This window comes from Mucilaginibacter paludis DSM 18603 (assembly GCF_000166195.2).
GTDB classification, from domain to species: Bacteria; Bacteroidota; Bacteroidia; order Sphingobacteriales; family Sphingobacteriaceae; genus Mucilaginibacter; species Mucilaginibacter paludis.
Map to the genome: position 1 here is coordinate 3729621 of NZ_CM001403.1, position 15626 is coordinate 3745246.

Annotated in this window: 19 protein-coding genes; 5 read left to right on the forward strand and 14 right to left on the reverse strand. The window is 39.4% G+C overall.

Annotated features, from left to right (window positions below):
- Positions 1 to 80: 80 nt before the first annotated feature.
- The 4 genes from mnmG to MUCPA_RS15895 are packed head-to-tail and all read right to left on the reverse strand — an operon-like array spanning position 81 to position 4769.
- The gene (mnmG, locus tag MUCPA_RS15880) at positions 81 to 1943 is read right to left on the reverse strand and encodes a tRNA uridine-5-carboxymethylaminomethyl(34) synthesis enzyme MnmG (protein WP_008507737.1); all 1863 of its coding nucleotides are present in this window, start codon (positions 1941 to 1943) and stop codon (positions 81 to 83) included.
- 44 nt (positions 1944 to 1987) lie between these two features.
- The gene (locus MUCPA_RS39685) at positions 1988 to 2239 is read right to left on the reverse strand and encodes a CBU_0592 family membrane protein (RefSeq protein ID WP_008507738.1); all 252 of its coding nucleotides are present in this window, start codon (positions 2237 to 2239) and stop codon (positions 1988 to 1990) included.
- Complete coding sequence (locus MUCPA_RS15890; RefSeq protein ID WP_008507739.1) at positions 2236 to 4116, reverse strand: ABC-F family ATP-binding cassette domain-containing protein; 1881 nt, start codon at positions 4114 to 4116, stop codon at positions 2236 to 2238. Before MUCPA_RS15890 ends, MUCPA_RS39685 begins: the two co-directional genes overlap by 4 nt.
- Complete coding sequence (locus MUCPA_RS15895) at positions 4113 to 4769, reverse strand: NAD-dependent epimerase/dehydratase family protein (RefSeq protein ID WP_008507741.1); 657 nt, start codon at positions 4767 to 4769, stop codon at positions 4113 to 4115. Before MUCPA_RS15895 ends, MUCPA_RS15890 begins: the two co-directional genes overlap by 4 nt.
- Before the next feature lie 299 nt (positions 4770 to 5068).
- Here MUCPA_RS15895 and MUCPA_RS15900 point away from each other — a divergent pair, with 299 nt between their 5' ends.
- Genes MUCPA_RS15900 through MUCPA_RS15910 form a run of 3 tightly spaced genes read left to right on the forward strand, consistent with a single transcriptional unit; the run spans position 5069 to position 7455 of the window.
- Positions 5069 to 5842: an MlaE family ABC transporter permease gene (locus MUCPA_RS15900; RefSeq protein ID WP_008507743.1), complete on the forward strand. Its 774-nt coding sequence runs from the start codon at positions 5069 to 5071 to the stop codon at positions 5840 to 5842.
- Positions 5843 to 5845: 3 nt separating this feature from the next.
- A complete protein-coding gene (locus tag MUCPA_RS15905) occupies positions 5846 to 6652 on the forward strand; it encodes an ABC transporter ATP-binding protein (RefSeq protein ID WP_008507745.1) in 807 nt (268 codons plus the stop codon).
- Between the two features lie 5 nt (positions 6653 to 6657).
- The gene (locus MUCPA_RS15910; RefSeq protein ID WP_008507747.1) at positions 6658 to 7455 is read left to right on the forward strand and encodes an MlaD family protein; all 798 of its coding nucleotides are present in this window, start codon (positions 6658 to 6660) and stop codon (positions 7453 to 7455) included.
- An 83-nt stretch (positions 7456 to 7538) separates the two neighbouring features.
- Here the strand turns inward: MUCPA_RS15910 and MUCPA_RS15915 are convergent, their stop codons facing one another.
- The 7 genes from MUCPA_RS15915 to MUCPA_RS15945 all read right to left on the reverse strand — a co-directional run bounded on the left by MUCPA_RS15915 (position 7539) and on the right by MUCPA_RS15945 (position 11898).
- Positions 7539 to 8693, reverse strand: coding sequence for a mechanosensitive ion channel family protein (locus MUCPA_RS15915; RefSeq protein ID WP_008507749.1), 1155 nt, complete (start codon positions 8691 to 8693; stop codon positions 7539 to 7541).
- A 111-nt stretch (positions 8694 to 8804) separates the two neighbouring features.
- Positions 8805 to 9152 (reverse strand): 50S ribosomal protein L19, encoded by a 348-nt coding sequence (rplS, locus tag MUCPA_RS15920; protein ID WP_008507750.1) that lies wholly within the window; start codon positions 9150 to 9152, stop codon positions 8805 to 8807.
- Between the two features lie 160 nt (positions 9153 to 9312).
- Positions 9313 to 9987 (reverse strand): tRNA (guanosine(37)-N1)-methyltransferase TrmD, encoded by a 675-nt coding sequence (gene trmD, locus MUCPA_RS15925; protein ID WP_008507751.1) that lies wholly within the window; start codon positions 9985 to 9987, stop codon positions 9313 to 9315.
- A 70-nt stretch (positions 9988 to 10057) separates the two neighbouring features.
- Positions 10058 to 10258: a helix-turn-helix transcriptional regulator gene (locus tag MUCPA_RS15930; protein WP_008507752.1), complete on the reverse strand. Its 201-nt coding sequence runs from the start codon at positions 10256 to 10258 to the stop codon at positions 10058 to 10060.
- Positions 10255 to 10707, reverse strand: a complete 453-nt coding sequence (locus MUCPA_RS15935) for a hypothetical protein (protein ID WP_008507754.1) — start codon at positions 10705 to 10707, stop codon at positions 10255 to 10257. The genes MUCPA_RS15930 and MUCPA_RS15935 overlap by 4 nt, the downstream gene beginning before the upstream one ends.
- A gap of 69 nt (positions 10708 to 10776) precedes the next feature.
- Complete coding sequence (gene rimM, locus MUCPA_RS15940; protein WP_008507756.1) at positions 10777 to 11301, reverse strand: ribosome maturation factor RimM; 525 nt, start codon at positions 11299 to 11301, stop codon at positions 10777 to 10779.
- Positions 11302 to 11379: 78 nt separating this feature from the next.
- A complete protein-coding gene (locus MUCPA_RS15945) occupies positions 11380 to 11898 on the reverse strand; it encodes a 30S ribosomal protein S16 (RefSeq protein ID WP_008507757.1) in 519 nt (172 codons plus the stop codon).
- A gap of 169 nt (positions 11899 to 12067) precedes the next feature.
- Here MUCPA_RS15945 and MUCPA_RS15950 point away from each other — a divergent pair, with 169 nt between their 5' ends.
- Entirely contained in the window at positions 12068 to 12850 is a 783-nt protein-coding gene (locus tag MUCPA_RS15950) for a PAS domain-containing protein (protein WP_008507758.1), read from the forward strand.
- On the opposite strand, the gene pfkA is transcribed toward MUCPA_RS15950, so the two are convergent.
- The 3 genes from pfkA to MUCPA_RS15960 form a co-directional block, all read right to left on the reverse strand.
- Positions 12845 to 13822, reverse strand: a complete 978-nt coding sequence (pfkA, locus tag MUCPA_RS15955; protein WP_008507761.1) for a 6-phosphofructokinase — start codon at positions 13820 to 13822, stop codon at positions 12845 to 12847. The two genes, MUCPA_RS15950 and pfkA, sit on opposite strands and share 6 nt — an antisense overlap.
- Positions 13809 to 13937, reverse strand: a complete 129-nt coding sequence (locus MUCPA_RS39255; protein ID WP_008507763.1) for a hypothetical protein — start codon at positions 13935 to 13937, stop codon at positions 13809 to 13811. Before MUCPA_RS39255 ends, pfkA begins: the two co-directional genes overlap by 14 nt.
- A gap of 459 nt (positions 13938 to 14396) precedes the next feature.
- Positions 14397 to 15167 (reverse strand): biotin--[acetyl-CoA-carboxylase] ligase, encoded by a 771-nt coding sequence (locus MUCPA_RS15960; RefSeq protein ID WP_040627533.1) that lies wholly within the window; start codon positions 15165 to 15167, stop codon positions 14397 to 14399.
- A 44-nt stretch (positions 15168 to 15211) separates the two neighbouring features.
- Here MUCPA_RS15960 and rsfS point away from each other — a divergent pair, with 44 nt between their 5' ends.
- The gene (gene rsfS / locus MUCPA_RS15965) at positions 15212 to 15586 is read left to right on the forward strand and encodes a ribosome silencing factor (protein ID WP_008507767.1); all 375 of its coding nucleotides are present in this window, start codon (positions 15212 to 15214) and stop codon (positions 15584 to 15586) included.
- Positions 15587 to 15626: the final 40 nt, after the last annotated feature.

The window sequence follows — 15626 nt, forward strand, 5'->3', positions numbered from 1 at the left end:
TGAACCGTACTATTAAAATTTAAAAATATTGGCTTTAATGTAATTTTTTATAAAGTATTGAAAATAAACAATTTACATCTTTATCTGCTCACATGAACCATTAAAACCGAAATATCCGATGGCGACACTCCCGAAATGCGCGAAGCCTGACCTAACGTGCGTGGTTTAATACGCATCAGTTTTTCGCGGGCTTCTTTTGACAAGGATACCAACTGATGATAATTGAATTCGGGGTTAATTTCTTTATCCTCCATTTTTTTCATCCGGTTTACAATGTCCATTTCTTTCTCAAAATAACTTTCATATTTTATTTTGATTTCTGCCTGCTCAACAGTTTCGTTGTCGTAATTTGCCAATAGGTCGTTTAACGATTGGTCAACTTTTCTTAAATCGTTAAATCCTACTTGCGGCCTGCCTATCAAACTTACCATTTTTACATTTTGATTTAGCGGACTGGTACCTAATTCTTCCAATAACGAATTTACATCCGAGGCATCGATGGATTTATTTTTAACAAAGTTGACGATTACATCAGAGTTGGTGATTTTTTGATTTACCTTATCTAATCTTTCCTGACTGATTAAACCTAAGTTAAAACCAATAGGGCTTAAACGTATATCGGCGTTGTCCTGTCTTAATAGTAAGCGATGCTCTGCCCTTGATGTAAACATACGGTAAGGTTCCTCGGTACCTTTAGTTACCAAATCATCTATCAATACACCAATGTATGATTCTGATCTTTTCATAATCAGTTCATGTTTATCGTGTACTTTTTGGTGAGCGTTGATACCAGCAATTAATCCCTGTGATGCTGCTTCTTCGTAACCTGTTGTACCGTTAATCTGACCTGCGAAAAACAAGTTTGAAATGAGTTTCGTTTCTAAAGTTAAGCCGAGCTGGATAGGAGGGAAGTAGTCGTACTCGATGGCATAACCGGGTCTAAACATGCGTACATTTTCAAATCCTGGAATTTGTATTAAAGCTTTGTATTGTACATCTTCGGGTAAAGAGGTTGAAAAACCATTAACGTATATCTCAACAGTATGCGCACCTTCTGGTTCAACAAAAATCTGATGCCTGTCGCGCTCTGCAAAACGGTTGATTTTATCCTCAATAGATGGGCAGTATCTTGGGCCTAAACCTTTGATTCTGCCGGTAAACATCGGCGATTTTTCAAACCCTTCCTTCAGAGTTTCGTGTACTTTGTTGTTGGTATAAGTAATCCAGCAACAACGCTGCTCTTCCATCAGCTTCACATCGGTATACGAGAAACGACCGCGTTTTTCATCGCCCCACTGCTCTTCCATCAACGTATAGTTTAACGATCTTCCGTCAACGCGTGGTGGAGTTCCGGTTTTCATACGTCCCGCTTCAAAGCCTAAAGTAACCAATTGTTCTGTTAAACCGGTGGCAGCTTTCTCGCCGGTGCGGCCTCCGCCAAATTTCTTTTCGCCAATATGGATCACTCCATTTAAAAATGTACCGTTAGTTAACACCACCGCGTCCGATTCTATCTCAACCCCTAAGGATGTTTTAACACCCGAAACTGTATTGCCCTTTATCAATAACGAAGTAACTGTATCTTGCCAAAAGTCTACATTGGGTGTTCTTTCTAAGGCTAACCTCCATTCTTCTGCAAAGCGCATTCTATCGTTTTGAGTTCTTGGGCTCCACATCGCCGGTCCCTTTGATAAGTTGAGCATCCTGAATTGGATGCTTGTTTTATCCGATATAATACCCGAGTATCCGCCCAACGCATCTATTTCGCGCACTATTTGTCCCTTGGCTACGCCACCCATAGCCGGGTTGCAGCTCATCTGTGCAATGGTACCCATATTCATGGTAATGAGCAATACCGATGAGCCAAGGTTAGCTGCTGCTGCTGCTGCCTCGCACCCGGCATGTCCGGCACCCACTACAATTACATTATACTTTTTAAACATTGTTTATGGAATGTTCCACGTGGAACATTTAAATTAGTTTACAATTAATCATTCGATGTTCCACGTGGAACATTCTTAAATAACGAGAATATAGCTACACCAGTCCATATGGCTTCCAATACAAAAAAAGGGTAGAAGCTAATCATATAAGAGGCATAACAGTTCATTCCGGCACCTATGATATTACACCAAATGTATAACTTGCTATCCGACTTTATCTTTTGGTTGAGATTAAGAAAGAAAGCTATTAGTAATATAATTACGCCTACAGATGCTATAATATCTGATAACTTCATGCTTCGTTTAGTTCTGTTAATTCAAGCCAACGAAAGGTTTTTTCATTTAATGAATCATTCATATCTTGTATCTTATCAGCCAGATAAGCCAGTTCTTCGTGACTGGTTATTCCTGAATTTAATTGAACGGTAAATGATTTGATTTCTTGTTCTAAATGAGCTATATCTTTTTCAAGGTCCTGAAGCTCTTTTTGTTCTTTAAAACCCAGTTTGCTCTTCTTAGGTGCAGGGCTTTGCGCTACGGCGGGCTGTGCTGCTATTGCTTTTGAGGCTTTTTTGGCATCAGCTTTTATTTCTTCCTGTTCAATGCGATAGGAAGAGTAGTTGCCATTGTATATCCGGACTTTACCATTGCCTTCTAATATAAAAAGCTGATCGGTTAACTTGTCCAATAAATACCTATCGTGGGTAACTAATACCAATACACCGGCATAACCTATTAAAAATTCTTCTAATACGTTTAAGGTATCTATATCCAAATCATTGGTGGGCTCATCCAGAATCAAAAAGTTCGGATTCATCATCAGGATATGCATTAATTGCAGCCTTTTCTTTTCGCCACCGCTCAGGTTCGATATAAAACCGTACTGCTTGGCAGGAGGGAAGAGGAATTGGGTAAGCAGATTTGAAGCAGTTATCGTTTTGCCATCAGCCATCGTGATAAATTCGGCAACGTTTTTAACTACGTCAATCACGCGTTCGTTATCTTTAAATGTAATACCGCTCTGATGGAAATAACCCATTACTGTTGTTTCACCTTTATCTACCTTGCCCTTGTCGGGTTGTAATGATCCGGTAATAATGTTAAGATAGGTTGATTTGCCTGTTCCGTTTTTACCCGCTAAGCCTATACGGTCGCCTTTCTTAAAAGTATAGCTAAAATCATCAATAAGGATTCGTCCATCAAAGCCTTTGCTTAAATGTTCAATCTCCATAATCTTATTACCCTGCCTTGCCGATTTTAGGCTTAACTGTACCTTTTCTTTAGGCCCTCCATCTTTGGTTTTTTCTTCCAGGTCGTAAAAGGCATCAATACGTGCTTTTGATTTGGTACCGCGGGCTTGTGGTTGCCTGCGCATCCAATCTAATTCTTTGCGTAATAAGTTAGAGTTTTTTGCAAACTGTGCTGTTTCGGCTGCCTCACGGTCGGCCTTTTTTTCGAGATAATATAAATAACTGCCCGAATAGTTGTTAATCTTACCACGGTCAATCTCGATGATCTCGTTGCAGATATTATCTAAGAAGTACCGGTCGTGAGTAACCAGCAAAATGGTTTTATTTCTTTCTGTTAATAAACTTTCTAACCATTCTATCGTGTCGATATCTAAATGGTTGGTTGGCTCATCTAAAACATATATCTCCGGATCTGCAATCAATAATTGTGCTAATGCTAACCTCTTCTTTTGTCCGCCAGAAAGGGTTTCTATTTTTTGTTCCAGGTGATGGATATCCAGCCGACCCAAAATAGTTTTAATTTTGTGCTCATACTCCCATGCCTCCAGGTTGCTAATTTCCTCAGTTACCTTTTCTATAGCTTTGTAGTTTTCAGGATCATTCTCTAACAACTCTTCATATTGCCTGATTAATTGTTGTTGGATGTTATCTGATTGAAATATAAAATCGCTGATGGTAGCTCCCTTTACAAATTGAGGATCCTGCTCCAGGTAGCCCAGCTTGAGCTCTTTGCTTCTAACTACTTTGCCCTCTACTGGTAAAAACTTTCCGGCTAATAATTTTAACAGGGTTGATTTACCTGCACCGTTTACACCTACCAGGGCAACCCTTCGGCCGCGGTTAATACCAAACGTTAATTGACGAAATAGCCAGGTATCATTAAATGAATGGCCAAGATTTTCTGCTGAAATATACGTACTCACGCTAATTGTTTTATTTTATCTGAAGGATGGATAAATATGCCCACCTCGTTTTTTAATGATTGTTTAAACATGGCCCTGGCAACCGTAATTGCAGGGATGCTTCTGTATTTCGATAATCCGCCAATTAATAACGGATCAATTACTTTCATTGCTGCTATGGCAATGCGTTCCATTAATCTTTTTTCCTGACGATTGCCGGTTAATAATGAAGGTTGATAAATTTGAACGGTTTTAAATGGTATTTTTTCAATATCGCGTTCAGTTTCTCCCTTTGTTTTAAGGTAAAAGCCAGCTGAGTTGGCGTTTGCTCCAAGAGCCGAAACTAAATGATATTGTTTAATGCCGTTAAGGTGTGCCAACTGAGCAAGTTTAACCGGGTGATCATGATCTATTTTGCGGTATTCGATTAAATCGGGTGTTTTTTTGGCTGTTGTGCCTAAGCAACAAAATAAAACATGTCCGTTGATGGATGCCGACCACTTATCAAGTTCATCAAAGCTGATCACTAACTGTACCAATTTAGTATGATTGATAGGTAATTCTTTTCGTGATATGGATATAACTTCTTGGTAGTCAGTATTTTGCAATAGAATATTCAGCAGTTCCCCGCCAATTAGTCCACTTGCTCCAACAATAACTGCCTTTTTCAACATTATTAACAAAATTTTTGCAAAAGTACGGATTTTTAAATTGACCGATGATACTTAAATGGTTGACGTGTAATGCCAATGACATACTTCGTATAAAACTAAGTTATCAGGTTACCAAACAATTATAAATGTAAGATGTTTATAACCGCAAGCTCACCTGAATTATAGCTAATCTATCTTCTTGATGACTGGCCGGATAGCCGCCTGCTAATAAAGACGATCCCTTATATAATTGGAAATCGGAGGTTTGCGCAAACAATACGCATTAAATTTGTTGTAAGGATAATAAATTGATTAAACACATGGCAGAACAAGAATTAACAGGATGGAAGAAGTTGATGGAAGAAGTGGGTGAGCAGGCCACCTTTTTTACCGGTTTTTTCAGGAATCTTTTTACAGGCGGTTTCGAATGGTCTGAATTTGTTCGCCAATGTTATGAAATAGGTTACAGGTCAATCACCCTGGTTGGTATTACGTCATTCATCATGGGGGTTGTTTTAACCCTTCAATCGCGCCCTACACTGGTTAAATTTGGAGCGAGCAGCATGTTGCCCTTCATGGTATGTGTGTCCATTATACGCGAGATAGGTCCGGTTATCACAGCTATTATTTGCGCAGGTAAGATATCATCAGGCATTGGTGCCGAACTGGGGAGTATGAAGGTGACAGAGCAAATTGATGCTATGGAAGTTTCGGGAGCAAACCCAATGCAATACCTGGTAGTTACCCGGATATTGGCCACTACCATTATGATACCGATATTAACCCTGATGGGCGATGTCCTTGGCCTTTTTGGCGGATTTTTAGCCGTGCATTTTGCCGATCATACCAGTTGGCAACTGTATTTTAATAAGTGTGTTAGCTCTGTTGATTTTAGCGATTTATTGCCCGCAGTAATTAAAACCGTGTTTTTTGGGTTTGCGGTAGGGTTTATAGGTTGTTATAAAGGCTTTAACTCCAACAGAGGTACCGAAAGTGTGGGTATTGCCGCTAATTCGGCCGTTGTAAGCGCTTCCTTATGGATCTTCTTTTTAGATGTTATTGCCGTTCAGATCACCCAATTATTTTTTTATTAAGCAATGGAAAAAGACGAAAAAATAAAAGAACAGCCTGAAAAAATAGTAAAATCTGCAGATGAAAAATCTGTCGGCAACGGTGATGAGTTGGTTATCGAAATTAAGAATCTAAAAAAGGGATTCGGCTCAAAAGAAATATTAAAGAACATCAACCTCACTTTAAAACGGGGTGAGAACCTGGTTGTATTAGGTCGTTCCGGTTCGGGTAAATCAGTTACTATCAAATGTATTGTAGGTTTATTAACCCAGGACGAGGGTGAGTGCAAGGTGTTTGGAGATGAGGTTTCAGAAATGGATTCGGTTCAGTTAAAGGAACTTCGTACCAAAGTGGGCTTCCTTTTTCAGAGCGGCGCATTGTATGATTCTATGAGTGTGCGCGATAATTTGGAGTTTCCATTAATTAGGGTACTAAAACAGCATGACCAGGCCGAATTAGACCAGGGGGTTAATGATGTGCTGGAATCTGTAGGATTAGCCGACGCGATAGATAAAATGCCTTCTGATTTATCAGGCGGTATGCGTAAACGGATTGGACTGGCACGCACCTTGATAGTAAAACCAGAGATAATGCTTTATGATGAACCTACTACAGGGCTTGACCCTATTACTTCGCGCGAAATAAGCGAGTTGATACTGCAGATGCAGAAAAAGTATAAAACTTCATCCATTATTATTACTCACGATATGGAATGCGCCCAAATAACCGCCGACCGTATCCTGGTGTTGCAGGATGGGGAATATGTTGCTGAGGGAACGTACCAGGAACTTGAAAAATCAGAGTCAGAATTTGTAAGATCATTTTTTAAATAAATAACATGAAAACCACTACCGGACAGAAACTAAAAATAGGGATATTCACAGCCATCGGAATATTGATCCTGTTTGTAGCCATATTTTTAATAGGAAGCCAGAAAAATTTGTTTAGTTCAACATACCGGGTACATGGGGTGTTTAAAAACGTGGGCGGCTTACAGGTTGGTAACAACGTACGGCTGGCTGGTATTAACGTGGGCGTTGTAGAGGGGATCCAGATCCTGACGGATACTTCAGTCCGGGTAGATCTTACGTTGAATACAAGCGTTCAAAAGTTTGTTAAAACGGATGCTAAACTTTCCATAGGTACTGATGGCTTCATCGGTGATAAGCTGATCACTATTTCACCGGGCGGTGCAACCACAACCCAAATCGCCCAGGAAGGACAACAATTAGCTACCGTGCCTCCTTTTGATACTGATAAACTGATTGCCAGGGCCACTAAGATTATTGATAACGCGGCAACCCTTACCGGCGACTTATCCGAAATTGTAGGGAAAGTTAACCAGGGTAAAGGAAGTATAGGGCGCTTATTAAATAACGATAAAATGGCCAAGGATATGGAGCACACGGTAAGTGAAGCTAAAAAAACCATGAGTTCTGTAAAAACAACCACAGGGACGCTTAATGAAGATTTAAAAGCGGCCCAAAGTAATTTTCTGCTAAAGGGCTTCTTCAAAAAGAAACAAAAGGCTGCCCAGGCAAAAAAGGATTCGATTGAAAAAGCCAAAAAAGCGGTGTCAGATACCACTACAAAGAAAAAACGTAGAGGCTTTTTGGGCATAGGCAAAAAAGAATAGTAACAAGCAACTTGATAAAAAAAGTGCCTTGGTTAAGTCCAAGGCACTTTTTTTATGGGTGTACAAATTATCTGAAGCTACACTTATTGAGATTCGGTACCACCGGCCGGCGCATCGTACTGATGAATAACCGTTTGAGTTGGGAAGGCAAAATCGCCGCTGCTTTGCTGAACTATTTCGATTATTTTGAAGTTTATTTCTTCCTTAATCTTCAAATAGGGATTATAATCCATCATTTCGATGTAATACAATACCTGCAAATCTAACGACGAACTTCCAAAATTCTCAAACGTGACAATGGCATCGTTATTTGTTTTGGGGTGTTCGTTAATGTAATCAGTGATTTTTTGAGCTATAACCCTGATCTCTTGTATCGGGGTATTATAGGTTAGGCCTATATCAAATTTAATCCGCCGGTAGTTTCGCACCGTCATGTTTTCGAGCGGTGTATCAATCATCTTTTTATTGGGCATAGTAACCAGGCTTTTCTCGGCTGTACGTATACGTGTGCTTCTGAAACCTACTTTCTCAACCGTACCTTCAATACCATTCACTTTTACAAAATCGCCCACAATAAAGGGCCTATCCACAAAAATAGTGAACGAGCCCAGCAGGTTCTCCAAACTCTCTTTGGCAGCAAGCGCAATGGCTATACCGCCAATACCCAGGCCGGTAATCAACGTTAAAACATTAATCTCGAAAACATATCCCAGTATCACAAAAAAAGCGATGCTAACGGTGGTTATTTTAACTAACTCCTTAACAAACGGCACTAACTGGTCGTCTTCTTTAGATGCTGTTATGGATGCCCGGTAAGCAAATACATGTGCTATAAAATCAACAATACGCAGGGCGATCCAGAATAATGAAATGATCATCAACAATAAAAACAGTTTATCAATTACCTGGATAAGCGTGATGGTATTGATAACTTCTGCTTTATTAACAAGCTTTGATCGGCTATAAATGGCCTCGTTTAAGGGATAATTTAATTGATTTACAGCCAGGTAAATGAGCCATAGACTGATAAAAAACTGAACAGGTTTAATCAGCAGGTCAACAAAAACTGCTGCATTTAGCTCTTTACCAAAACGGCCAAATAGCGCCAGTAACAAATGGCTGAATAACCTTGAAAATAGTTTTCTAAAAAATAGCCAGAGCAGCAGAATGCCAGCAAAAAGCAAATAACTTTTAATGCTATTGCCCCAAATGATGTTATTAAAAAAGGCGGTATTCATTGCGTAGCAAATCAAATTTAATTGGCTGCTAAATTATACTTTCGTTTAGTAGCGTACAAACAAAAAAACCTCCCTGCAAAAACAGGAAGGCTTTTTAAATATGTAAGATAATTAAACTCTTTTTGATTTGATACGAGCAGCCTTACCTGTTAATTCGCGCAGGTAGTATAATTTAGCACGACGTACTTTACCCTGGCTGTTCAACTCTATTTTATCAATGTTTGGGGAGTTGATCGGGAAGATACGCTCAACACCAATGCCGTTAGATACTTTACGTACGGTAAAAGTTTCTGTATTGCCATTGCTGTTACGTTGGATAACAACACCTTGGTAAACCTGGATACGTTCCTTGTTACCTTCTCTGATTTTATAGTGAACACTAATGGTATCTCCTGATTTGAAAGTTGGATATACCTTTTTTTCTATTGATTGTTCTTCAACAAATTTTACTAAATCCATGATTTTTAGCTCTTAAAGTCGATTTTTAACCCGTAAAAATCGGAATGCAAGTATAGGGATATTTTTTTGTTTAAAAAAGCCTAATTTAAAATTTTCCACATTTGTAATTTATTAACAATATGCGGGCACTATTATAAGTTGAAAAGTTGGTTTTGATATCTTATTTTAAAAGATCGGGCCGCCTTTGCCTGGTACGCTCAAGGGCCTGTTCAAAGCGCCATTTTTCTACCTCTGGCGTATTGCCGCTTAACAGTATATCAGGTACTTTATGGCCGTTCCAGTCTGCGGGGCGGGTGTATACCGGCGCATCGAGCATGTCATCCTGGAAAGAATCTGATAGGGCCGATGTTTCGTCACTTAACACACCAGGTATCAGCCGCACAATCGCATCAACCAAAACGGCTGCAGGCAGTTCACCTCCGGATAATACATAATCACCGATGGATATTTCTCTGGTAACAAAAATATCGCGGATACGCTGATCAATACCTTTATAGTGGCCGCAAAGAATAATTACGTTGGTTTGGATAGATAGCTGGTTGGCAATTTTCTGGTTAAATGTTTCACCATCCGGCGACATAAATATTACCTCATCGTAGTCACGTTCGGTCTTAAGTGCTGTAATACACTTGGCAAATGGTTCAATAGTCATTACCATACCGCTGCCGCCGCCGTAGGGATAATCGTCAACACTTTTTTGTTTCTGGCTCGAATAGTCGCGCAGATTATGTACGTGTATTTCGGCAATTCCCTTTTTCTGCGCACGTTGTAAAATTGAGTGGGCAAAGGGGCTCTCTAATAAACCGGGTAAAACAGTGATAATATCAAAACGCATGTACAAAGATAACTTTTTAAAGGTGTTAAGAGATGAATGGCGAATAGAGCGCTTATGGTAAGTAGATAAGCTAATCGGTATCTTCTAATATAAAAATATCCTCCACAGGTTTTCCAAACACACGGGCAATTTTAAGCGCCAGTACGGTAGAAGGTACGTATTTATTGCTTTCAATAGTGTTGATGGTTTGTCGCGAAACACCTATTAAATCGGCTAATTCAGCCTGGGTTATATTTTTAATGGCGCGTTCAATACGAAGTGAATTTTTCATAAACCACCTTCCACTCTAAATAAGCGATTATTCATCATCACTTTCAATCTGAAACGCAAAATAAAGAACAGCAGGGGTGTAAACATATTATATACCATTACCGAAAAGAAACTAAATCCATTGATACAAACCACGCAGATTATTAAAATAATATAGTTGAGGTAAATAGCCCACTGCAAGGAGTCTAACCGCAGTTGTGCAATCAGTTCATCTTCAATTTTTTCTTTACTAAAGCCGATTAACAGTAAGCCTGTAATTATAGTTAATAAGGTGATATCATTATTACATGTTTCATAGTTGATGTTTCGGCCTAAACGGATCTGCTCAACCGTCCATTCGGTAATTATATTCGAGTAAATATTGCCTGCGATAGCCAGTAATAGCCCGATGACTAATAAACAATAACCAAATCGTCTGTACTGGTTTGGAAATAAAAATTGTGTTTGCATGATAAGTAAAATTTGTTTTACCAAATGTAAAACAAATTTTACTTATGTCAAGTATTTTTGACAAATTAATTAATCAAGATAAATATCCAATAAGCCTTCCGGCAGATCTACGTAAACAATTTCCTTTACAATATCTATCCCTGTAATAATGCCTTCGCTTAATGGGAACAGTACTTCGCGGTCTTTATAAACAACGGTGGCAATCAATTGCTGAGGGAGCTCTTGTATCTCAATAATTTCGCCTAATTCACCCTCATCCTCGTCAATAGCTGTAAAACCCATCAGGTCTCTCAGTCCAAAATCACTCTCATCCTTTTTTGGCTTAAGCTTATTGGGCAGGTAAATATCTTTTTTTGCCAATGGCGATGCCTTATCGATATGATCAATATCTTCGAGGTAAATAAAAGCAATGTTTTTTTGAGGCATCTTAAACGATTCCACAAAATAGGGTATAAGCCTGCCTGCCGATTCGATAAACAAAGCATCAAAGTTCAGCTTTTCGGGCACATCAAAATCAATAAAAGCCTGCAACTCACCCTTTAGTCCGCGGGTTTTAGTAACGGTGCCTATGCGGAAGCATTCTTCTATCTTCATTTATATTTTGGCTTTAAAAAAGTATAGCGAAGAGATCTGACCGATTCTTCGCTATAATATGGGTAATAAAACAATAATTTATTCTGCGCCTTCTTCAGTTGCTTCTTCTGTAGCAGGAGCTTCTTCTTCAACAGCAGGAGGTGCGTTTTTAGCAGCGATAGCTGCAGCTTTATCTTCTTTCTTTTTGGCTTCAGCAATTAAAGCGGCTTTTTTAGCTTCTTCTTTAGCTGTAGTTAACGAAGATTTTTTACCAGTGATTTTACCATCCTTTTGATCAAGCCATGCAGCAAATTTTTCTTCAGCTTGCTCTTCGGTTAAGGCGCCTTTAGCGATACCACCTTGTAAGTGTTTTTTGTATAAAACACCTTTGTATGATAAAATTGCACGGCAGGTATCTGTTGGCTGAGCGCCAGTGTTTACCCATTGCAGAGTTTTATCAAAATTAATGTCAATAGTTGCCGGGTTTGTGTTAGGATTATAAGATCCTAAACGCTCGATGAAACGACCGTCTCTTGGAGCACGGGAATCCGCCACCACGATATAATAAAAAGGTTTTCCTTTTTTACCGTGTCTTTGCAGTCTGATTTTAGTTGCCATTTTTAATTTTTTATGTATTCAACATATTTCCCGGAGTTCTATCTGCGGGGCTGCAAAGTTAATAAAATACTTTTAATAAAAAACATCTTTTTAAAAGCTTGTTTTATAGGCAGATATTTTATTGTATGACCATAATTAGGTACTTTTGAAATAAGTATACCTCTCACTAATGCTTAAAAAACTACTGTCGGCTATAAACGATTGTGCCTGGGCATATAACCAGAACGCGCAAAAGTATGTTTTCATCAGCCCTAATATCCAATCGAATTTAGGAATTACAGCAGAGGCACTTAGCGCGGATAAAGAGCTTTGGCAAAATATGATTTTGGCCGACGACCGCCGTTTAATAAGCGAGGCAGAACCCGATCTTGATGAATGGGCGCAGATATATTACCGTGTTAGTACGAATGATGAGATTAAATGGATATTTGAAAAACGCACCCGCTTTTTAGATACCGACACTAACGATGAGATCGTATTATCGGTAATTAAGGATGTTACCGACCAGAACACCGTAAATTATAATTTAAACAATTCCCTTGGCGATTTTCGGATATTATTTGATGGCAGCCATAACCCGATGTGGATTTATGAGATGCCGTCGTTACGAATTATAAAAGTAAATAAGGCGGCAACCGAGCATTATGGCTACAGTAACGAGGAGTTTCTAACCATGACCATCAGGGACGTGCGGCCCAAATTCGATCTGGCGGCATTTAATGAATATCTATTTCGGAAAGGGATTACCAGGGGAACCATGCATGGGTACAATACCGGTGGCATCTGGAGGCATCAAAATAAGGCCGGAGAGATCATTTACGCCGAAATAACCGGTTACGAATTTAAATACAATAACACCTCTTGCCGTATTATTGTTGCTACCGACGTTACCGCACAAGTAAAATACCAGCAAGAGATGGAAAACCGAGATGCTCTGGGCAAAAATTTATAACGAAAGTATCTCTACTATCTTTAATAAATTGGGATTGATATCACTATGATGCTTAATGGCATGGTCAAATGGTGTATAAGCAATTTCGTTATTCACCACACCTATCAACTCATTGCGATGCCCTGCTAATAAGGCTTCCACCGATGCTACCCCTACGCGGCTTGCCAAAACCCTATCCATGCAACTTGGGCGGCCGCCTCGCTGGATATGACCCAATATCGATATCCGGGTATCGTAGTTAGGATATTTCTCTCTCACCTGCCGGGCAATTTCAAACGCACCACCTGCTTCCTCTGCTTCGGCTACAATTACAATTTTCGATGATTTATCTTTTCGGCCACGTTCAAGCCTGTCAAACAAGGCGTTTTCGTTGGTTTTGGTTTCGGGAATTAAAATGGCTTCGGCTCCGGCGGCTATGCCTGTACGCAGGGCAATCAGGCCCGAGTCGCGGCCCATTACTTCAACTATAAATAGCCTGTCGTGTGATTCTGCCGTATCCCTGATCTTGTCAACCGCGTCAATTACCGTATTGATCGCAGTGTCGTAGCCAATAGTAAAGTCAGTTCCCTGTAAATCATTATCAATGGTGCCGGGTAAACCAACAATCGGGATATCAAACTCCTCGCCGAAAATACGCGCGCCTGTAAATGTACCGTCGCCGCCTATGCCTACCAGTGCATCTACACCGTTTTTCTTTAACTGATTGTATGCTATCTGCCGTCCTTCGGGAGTTCTGAACTCATCACTGCGGGCGGTTTTCAAAATTGTACCCCCACGCTGTATAATGTTTGACACAGACTTACGATCCATCGGGATCATTTCGCCCTTAATCATGCCTTCGTACCCGCGGCGTATGCCGGTTACTTCAAGGTCATAGTATAATGCGGTACGTACAACTGCCCTTATGGCAGCATTCATACCCGGTGCATCCCCTCCGGAAGTAAAAACACCTATGTTTTTAATTTGAGCCATTGTTTTTTTGATATTCGGCTTTCCCGGCCTCTAAAAATTTAACATTGTTTACAGGTTCGTCATTCACGCTTTGGGGGCGGTAATCATACTTACCTTTTACTATTAACAAGCACATACTCGGGCTTTAAATTCGAGTTAAATTCAGATGCCTGGAACTCGCTCCATTTTGCGCCCAAAGTTGTAATTTTTTTACCAGTATATGAAGATATAAATTGTTCATTTTTTTAACGGCTCATTTTATCATCAAGGCATAACAAAGCAGCACCAAATTATTTTTTTAGAAGTTTTTAAATTGGGGCTCGCACTTGGGCAGGCTTGTAGGCACTGTGGGGTTCAGGTCGTGTATTCCGGTTTGCCGTACACTTTGCCTTTGCATCCCCTTATGCATTGGTTGCTTTAGATGAATTTTTTCAAAATGCCTAATATCATTTTCAACGTTTTTTAAAGCCTGGAAGCCGGGGTGGTGCTATTGCTTTCCAGGTAACGTTGGTGCTTCTATTGTAGAAAACGTAATAATTTTTCTACGGGCAGCTATTGTTCACGTTTGTGGGATAACTGTCATGTAAGTTAAAGGCTATTTATTTAAAAATTCTATTTCTTTAAAATCGTAATGCTTTAAAGTGCCATCTACACTTATACATAACTGCCCGTTGGCATCAACCGTTTTAATTGTACCGTCAAAACGGATTCCATTGGCTTTAAACGATTTTAGCTCATCAAGCCAGTATAACTTTTGCAGATAGTATGTTTTTAATTGTTCAAAGTTTTGTGCCCGCAAACTTAAATAGGCTGCTTCTATACTTCCACAGATTTCTGCTAATAAAGCTTTTAAATCATAGTCACGTTGTAAAATATGTCTAATGGAAGTAGCATTCGATACGTCTGGGTGAAAGCTATCCTGGTTAACGTTTAATCCAATACCTATTATAGCATTTTTTATCTGGCCGCCCTGAACCATGTTTTCAATTAAAACACCGCCCAGTTTATAATCGCCATAATAAATATCATTGGGCCATTTTATCCTGGCTGTAGGGCCCAAAACTTTTTCCAGAACTTTAATAATACCAACACTTACCGCTACGTTTAAATTGAACTGTTGATTGAGGGGTAAAAAAGAGGGCTTAAGTAATATACTAAAAGTTAGGTTTTTTCCGGGTTCGCTGTGCCAGCGGTTTTGTTGCTGCCCGCGACCGGCGTATTGGCTTTCTGCCATAATGACCGTACCTTCAGTTAATGGCGTGGAATTTGCCAATGCTTGTTTAAGGAAATTGTTAGTTGAATCAACTTCGGTTAAAGTGATCAAATTTTGTCCAACAAATAATCCTGAAAATGTGTTATTTTGCAAAGTCAAATTAATATTAATTAATAGTCCAAAACTAAATCTTTTTGATGGTAAAAAGTAAAGCAATTAACGAATCGTCCTACATTTCTGAACTGGCTGTACATGGAATACAGGAAAAAAAAGGTAATGAAATCATCAGGTTAGATCTTAGGAACATACACAGTTCGGTAGCCGATTATTTTGTGATATGCCATGCGGACTCTACCACACAGGTTAAAGCGATTGCAAATAGTGTTGAAGAAGAGATTTATAAAGCAACCAAGCAAGAACCCAGGCACAAAGAAGGATTGGAACATGCAGAATGGATACTGCTGGATTATTTTGATGTCGTAATCCACATCTTTAGAACAGATAAGCGCGAATATTATGGTGTGGAAGATTTGTGGGGAGATGCCGAGATTAAATATTATAAAAGCGCTTAACAAAATAACGGTTTCAGTATAAATAACATAACACATAACA

What these genes read in the sequence shown, in the direction of transcription:
- MUCPA_RS15930 (WP_008507752.1), bottom strand. Translation starts at nt 10,258, where the DNA reads ATGAAAAATTCACTTCGTATTGAACGCGCCATTAAAAATATAACCCAG.
- MUCPA_RS39255 (WP_008507763.1), bottom strand. Translation starts at nt 13,937, where the DNA reads ATGTGCTTGTTAATAGTAAAAGGTAAGTATGATTACCGCCCCCAAAGC.
- MUCPA_RS15905 (WP_008507745.1), top strand. Translation starts at nt 5,846, where the DNA reads ATGGAAAAAGACGAAAAAATAAAAGAACAGCCTGAAAAAATAGTAAAA.
- MUCPA_RS39685 (WP_008507738.1), bottom strand. Translation starts at nt 2,239, where the DNA reads ATGAAGTTATCAGATATTATAGCATCTGTAGGCGTAATTATATTACTA.
- rsfS (WP_008507767.1), top strand. Translation starts at nt 15,212, where the DNA reads ATGGTAAAAAGTAAAGCAATTAACGAATCGTCCTACATTTCTGAACTG.
- rplS (WP_008507750.1), bottom strand. Translation starts at nt 9,152, where the DNA reads ATGGATTTAGTAAAATTTGTTGAAGAACAATCAATAGAAAAAAAGGTA.
- MUCPA_RS15900 (WP_008507743.1), top strand. Translation starts at nt 5,069, where the DNA reads ATGGCAGAACAAGAATTAACAGGATGGAAGAAGTTGATGGAAGAAGTG.
- mnmG (WP_008507737.1), bottom strand. Translation starts at nt 1,943, where the DNA reads ATGTTTAAAAAGTATAATGTAATTGTAGTGGGTGCCGGACATGCCGGG.
- MUCPA_RS15910 (WP_008507747.1), top strand. Translation starts at nt 6,658, where the DNA reads ATGAAAACCACTACCGGACAGAAACTAAAAATAGGGATATTCACAGCC.
- MUCPA_RS15935 (WP_008507754.1), bottom strand. Translation starts at nt 10,707, where the DNA reads ATGCAAACACAATTTTTATTTCCAAACCAGTACAGACGATTTGGTTAT.
- rimM (WP_008507756.1), bottom strand. Translation starts at nt 11,301, where the DNA reads ATGAAGATAGAAGAATGCTTCCGCATAGGCACCGTTACTAAAACCCGC.
- MUCPA_RS15945 (WP_008507757.1), bottom strand. Translation starts at nt 11,898, where the DNA reads ATGGCAACTAAAATCAGACTGCAAAGACACGGTAAAAAAGGAAAACCT.
- MUCPA_RS15915 (WP_008507749.1), bottom strand. Translation starts at nt 8,693, where the DNA reads ATGAATACCGCCTTTTTTAATAACATCATTTGGGGCAATAGCATTAAA.
- MUCPA_RS15950 (WP_008507758.1), top strand. Translation starts at nt 12,068, where the DNA reads ATGCTTAAAAAACTACTGTCGGCTATAAACGATTGTGCCTGGGCATAT.
- trmD (WP_008507751.1), bottom strand. Translation starts at nt 9,987, where the DNA reads ATGCGTTTTGATATTATCACTGTTTTACCCGGTTTATTAGAGAGCCCC.
- MUCPA_RS15895 (WP_008507741.1), bottom strand. Translation starts at nt 4,769, where the DNA reads ATGTTGAAAAAGGCAGTTATTGTTGGAGCAAGTGGACTAATTGGCGGG.
- pfkA (WP_008507761.1), bottom strand. Translation starts at nt 13,822, where the DNA reads ATGGCTCAAATTAAAAACATAGGTGTTTTTACTTCCGGAGGGGATGCA.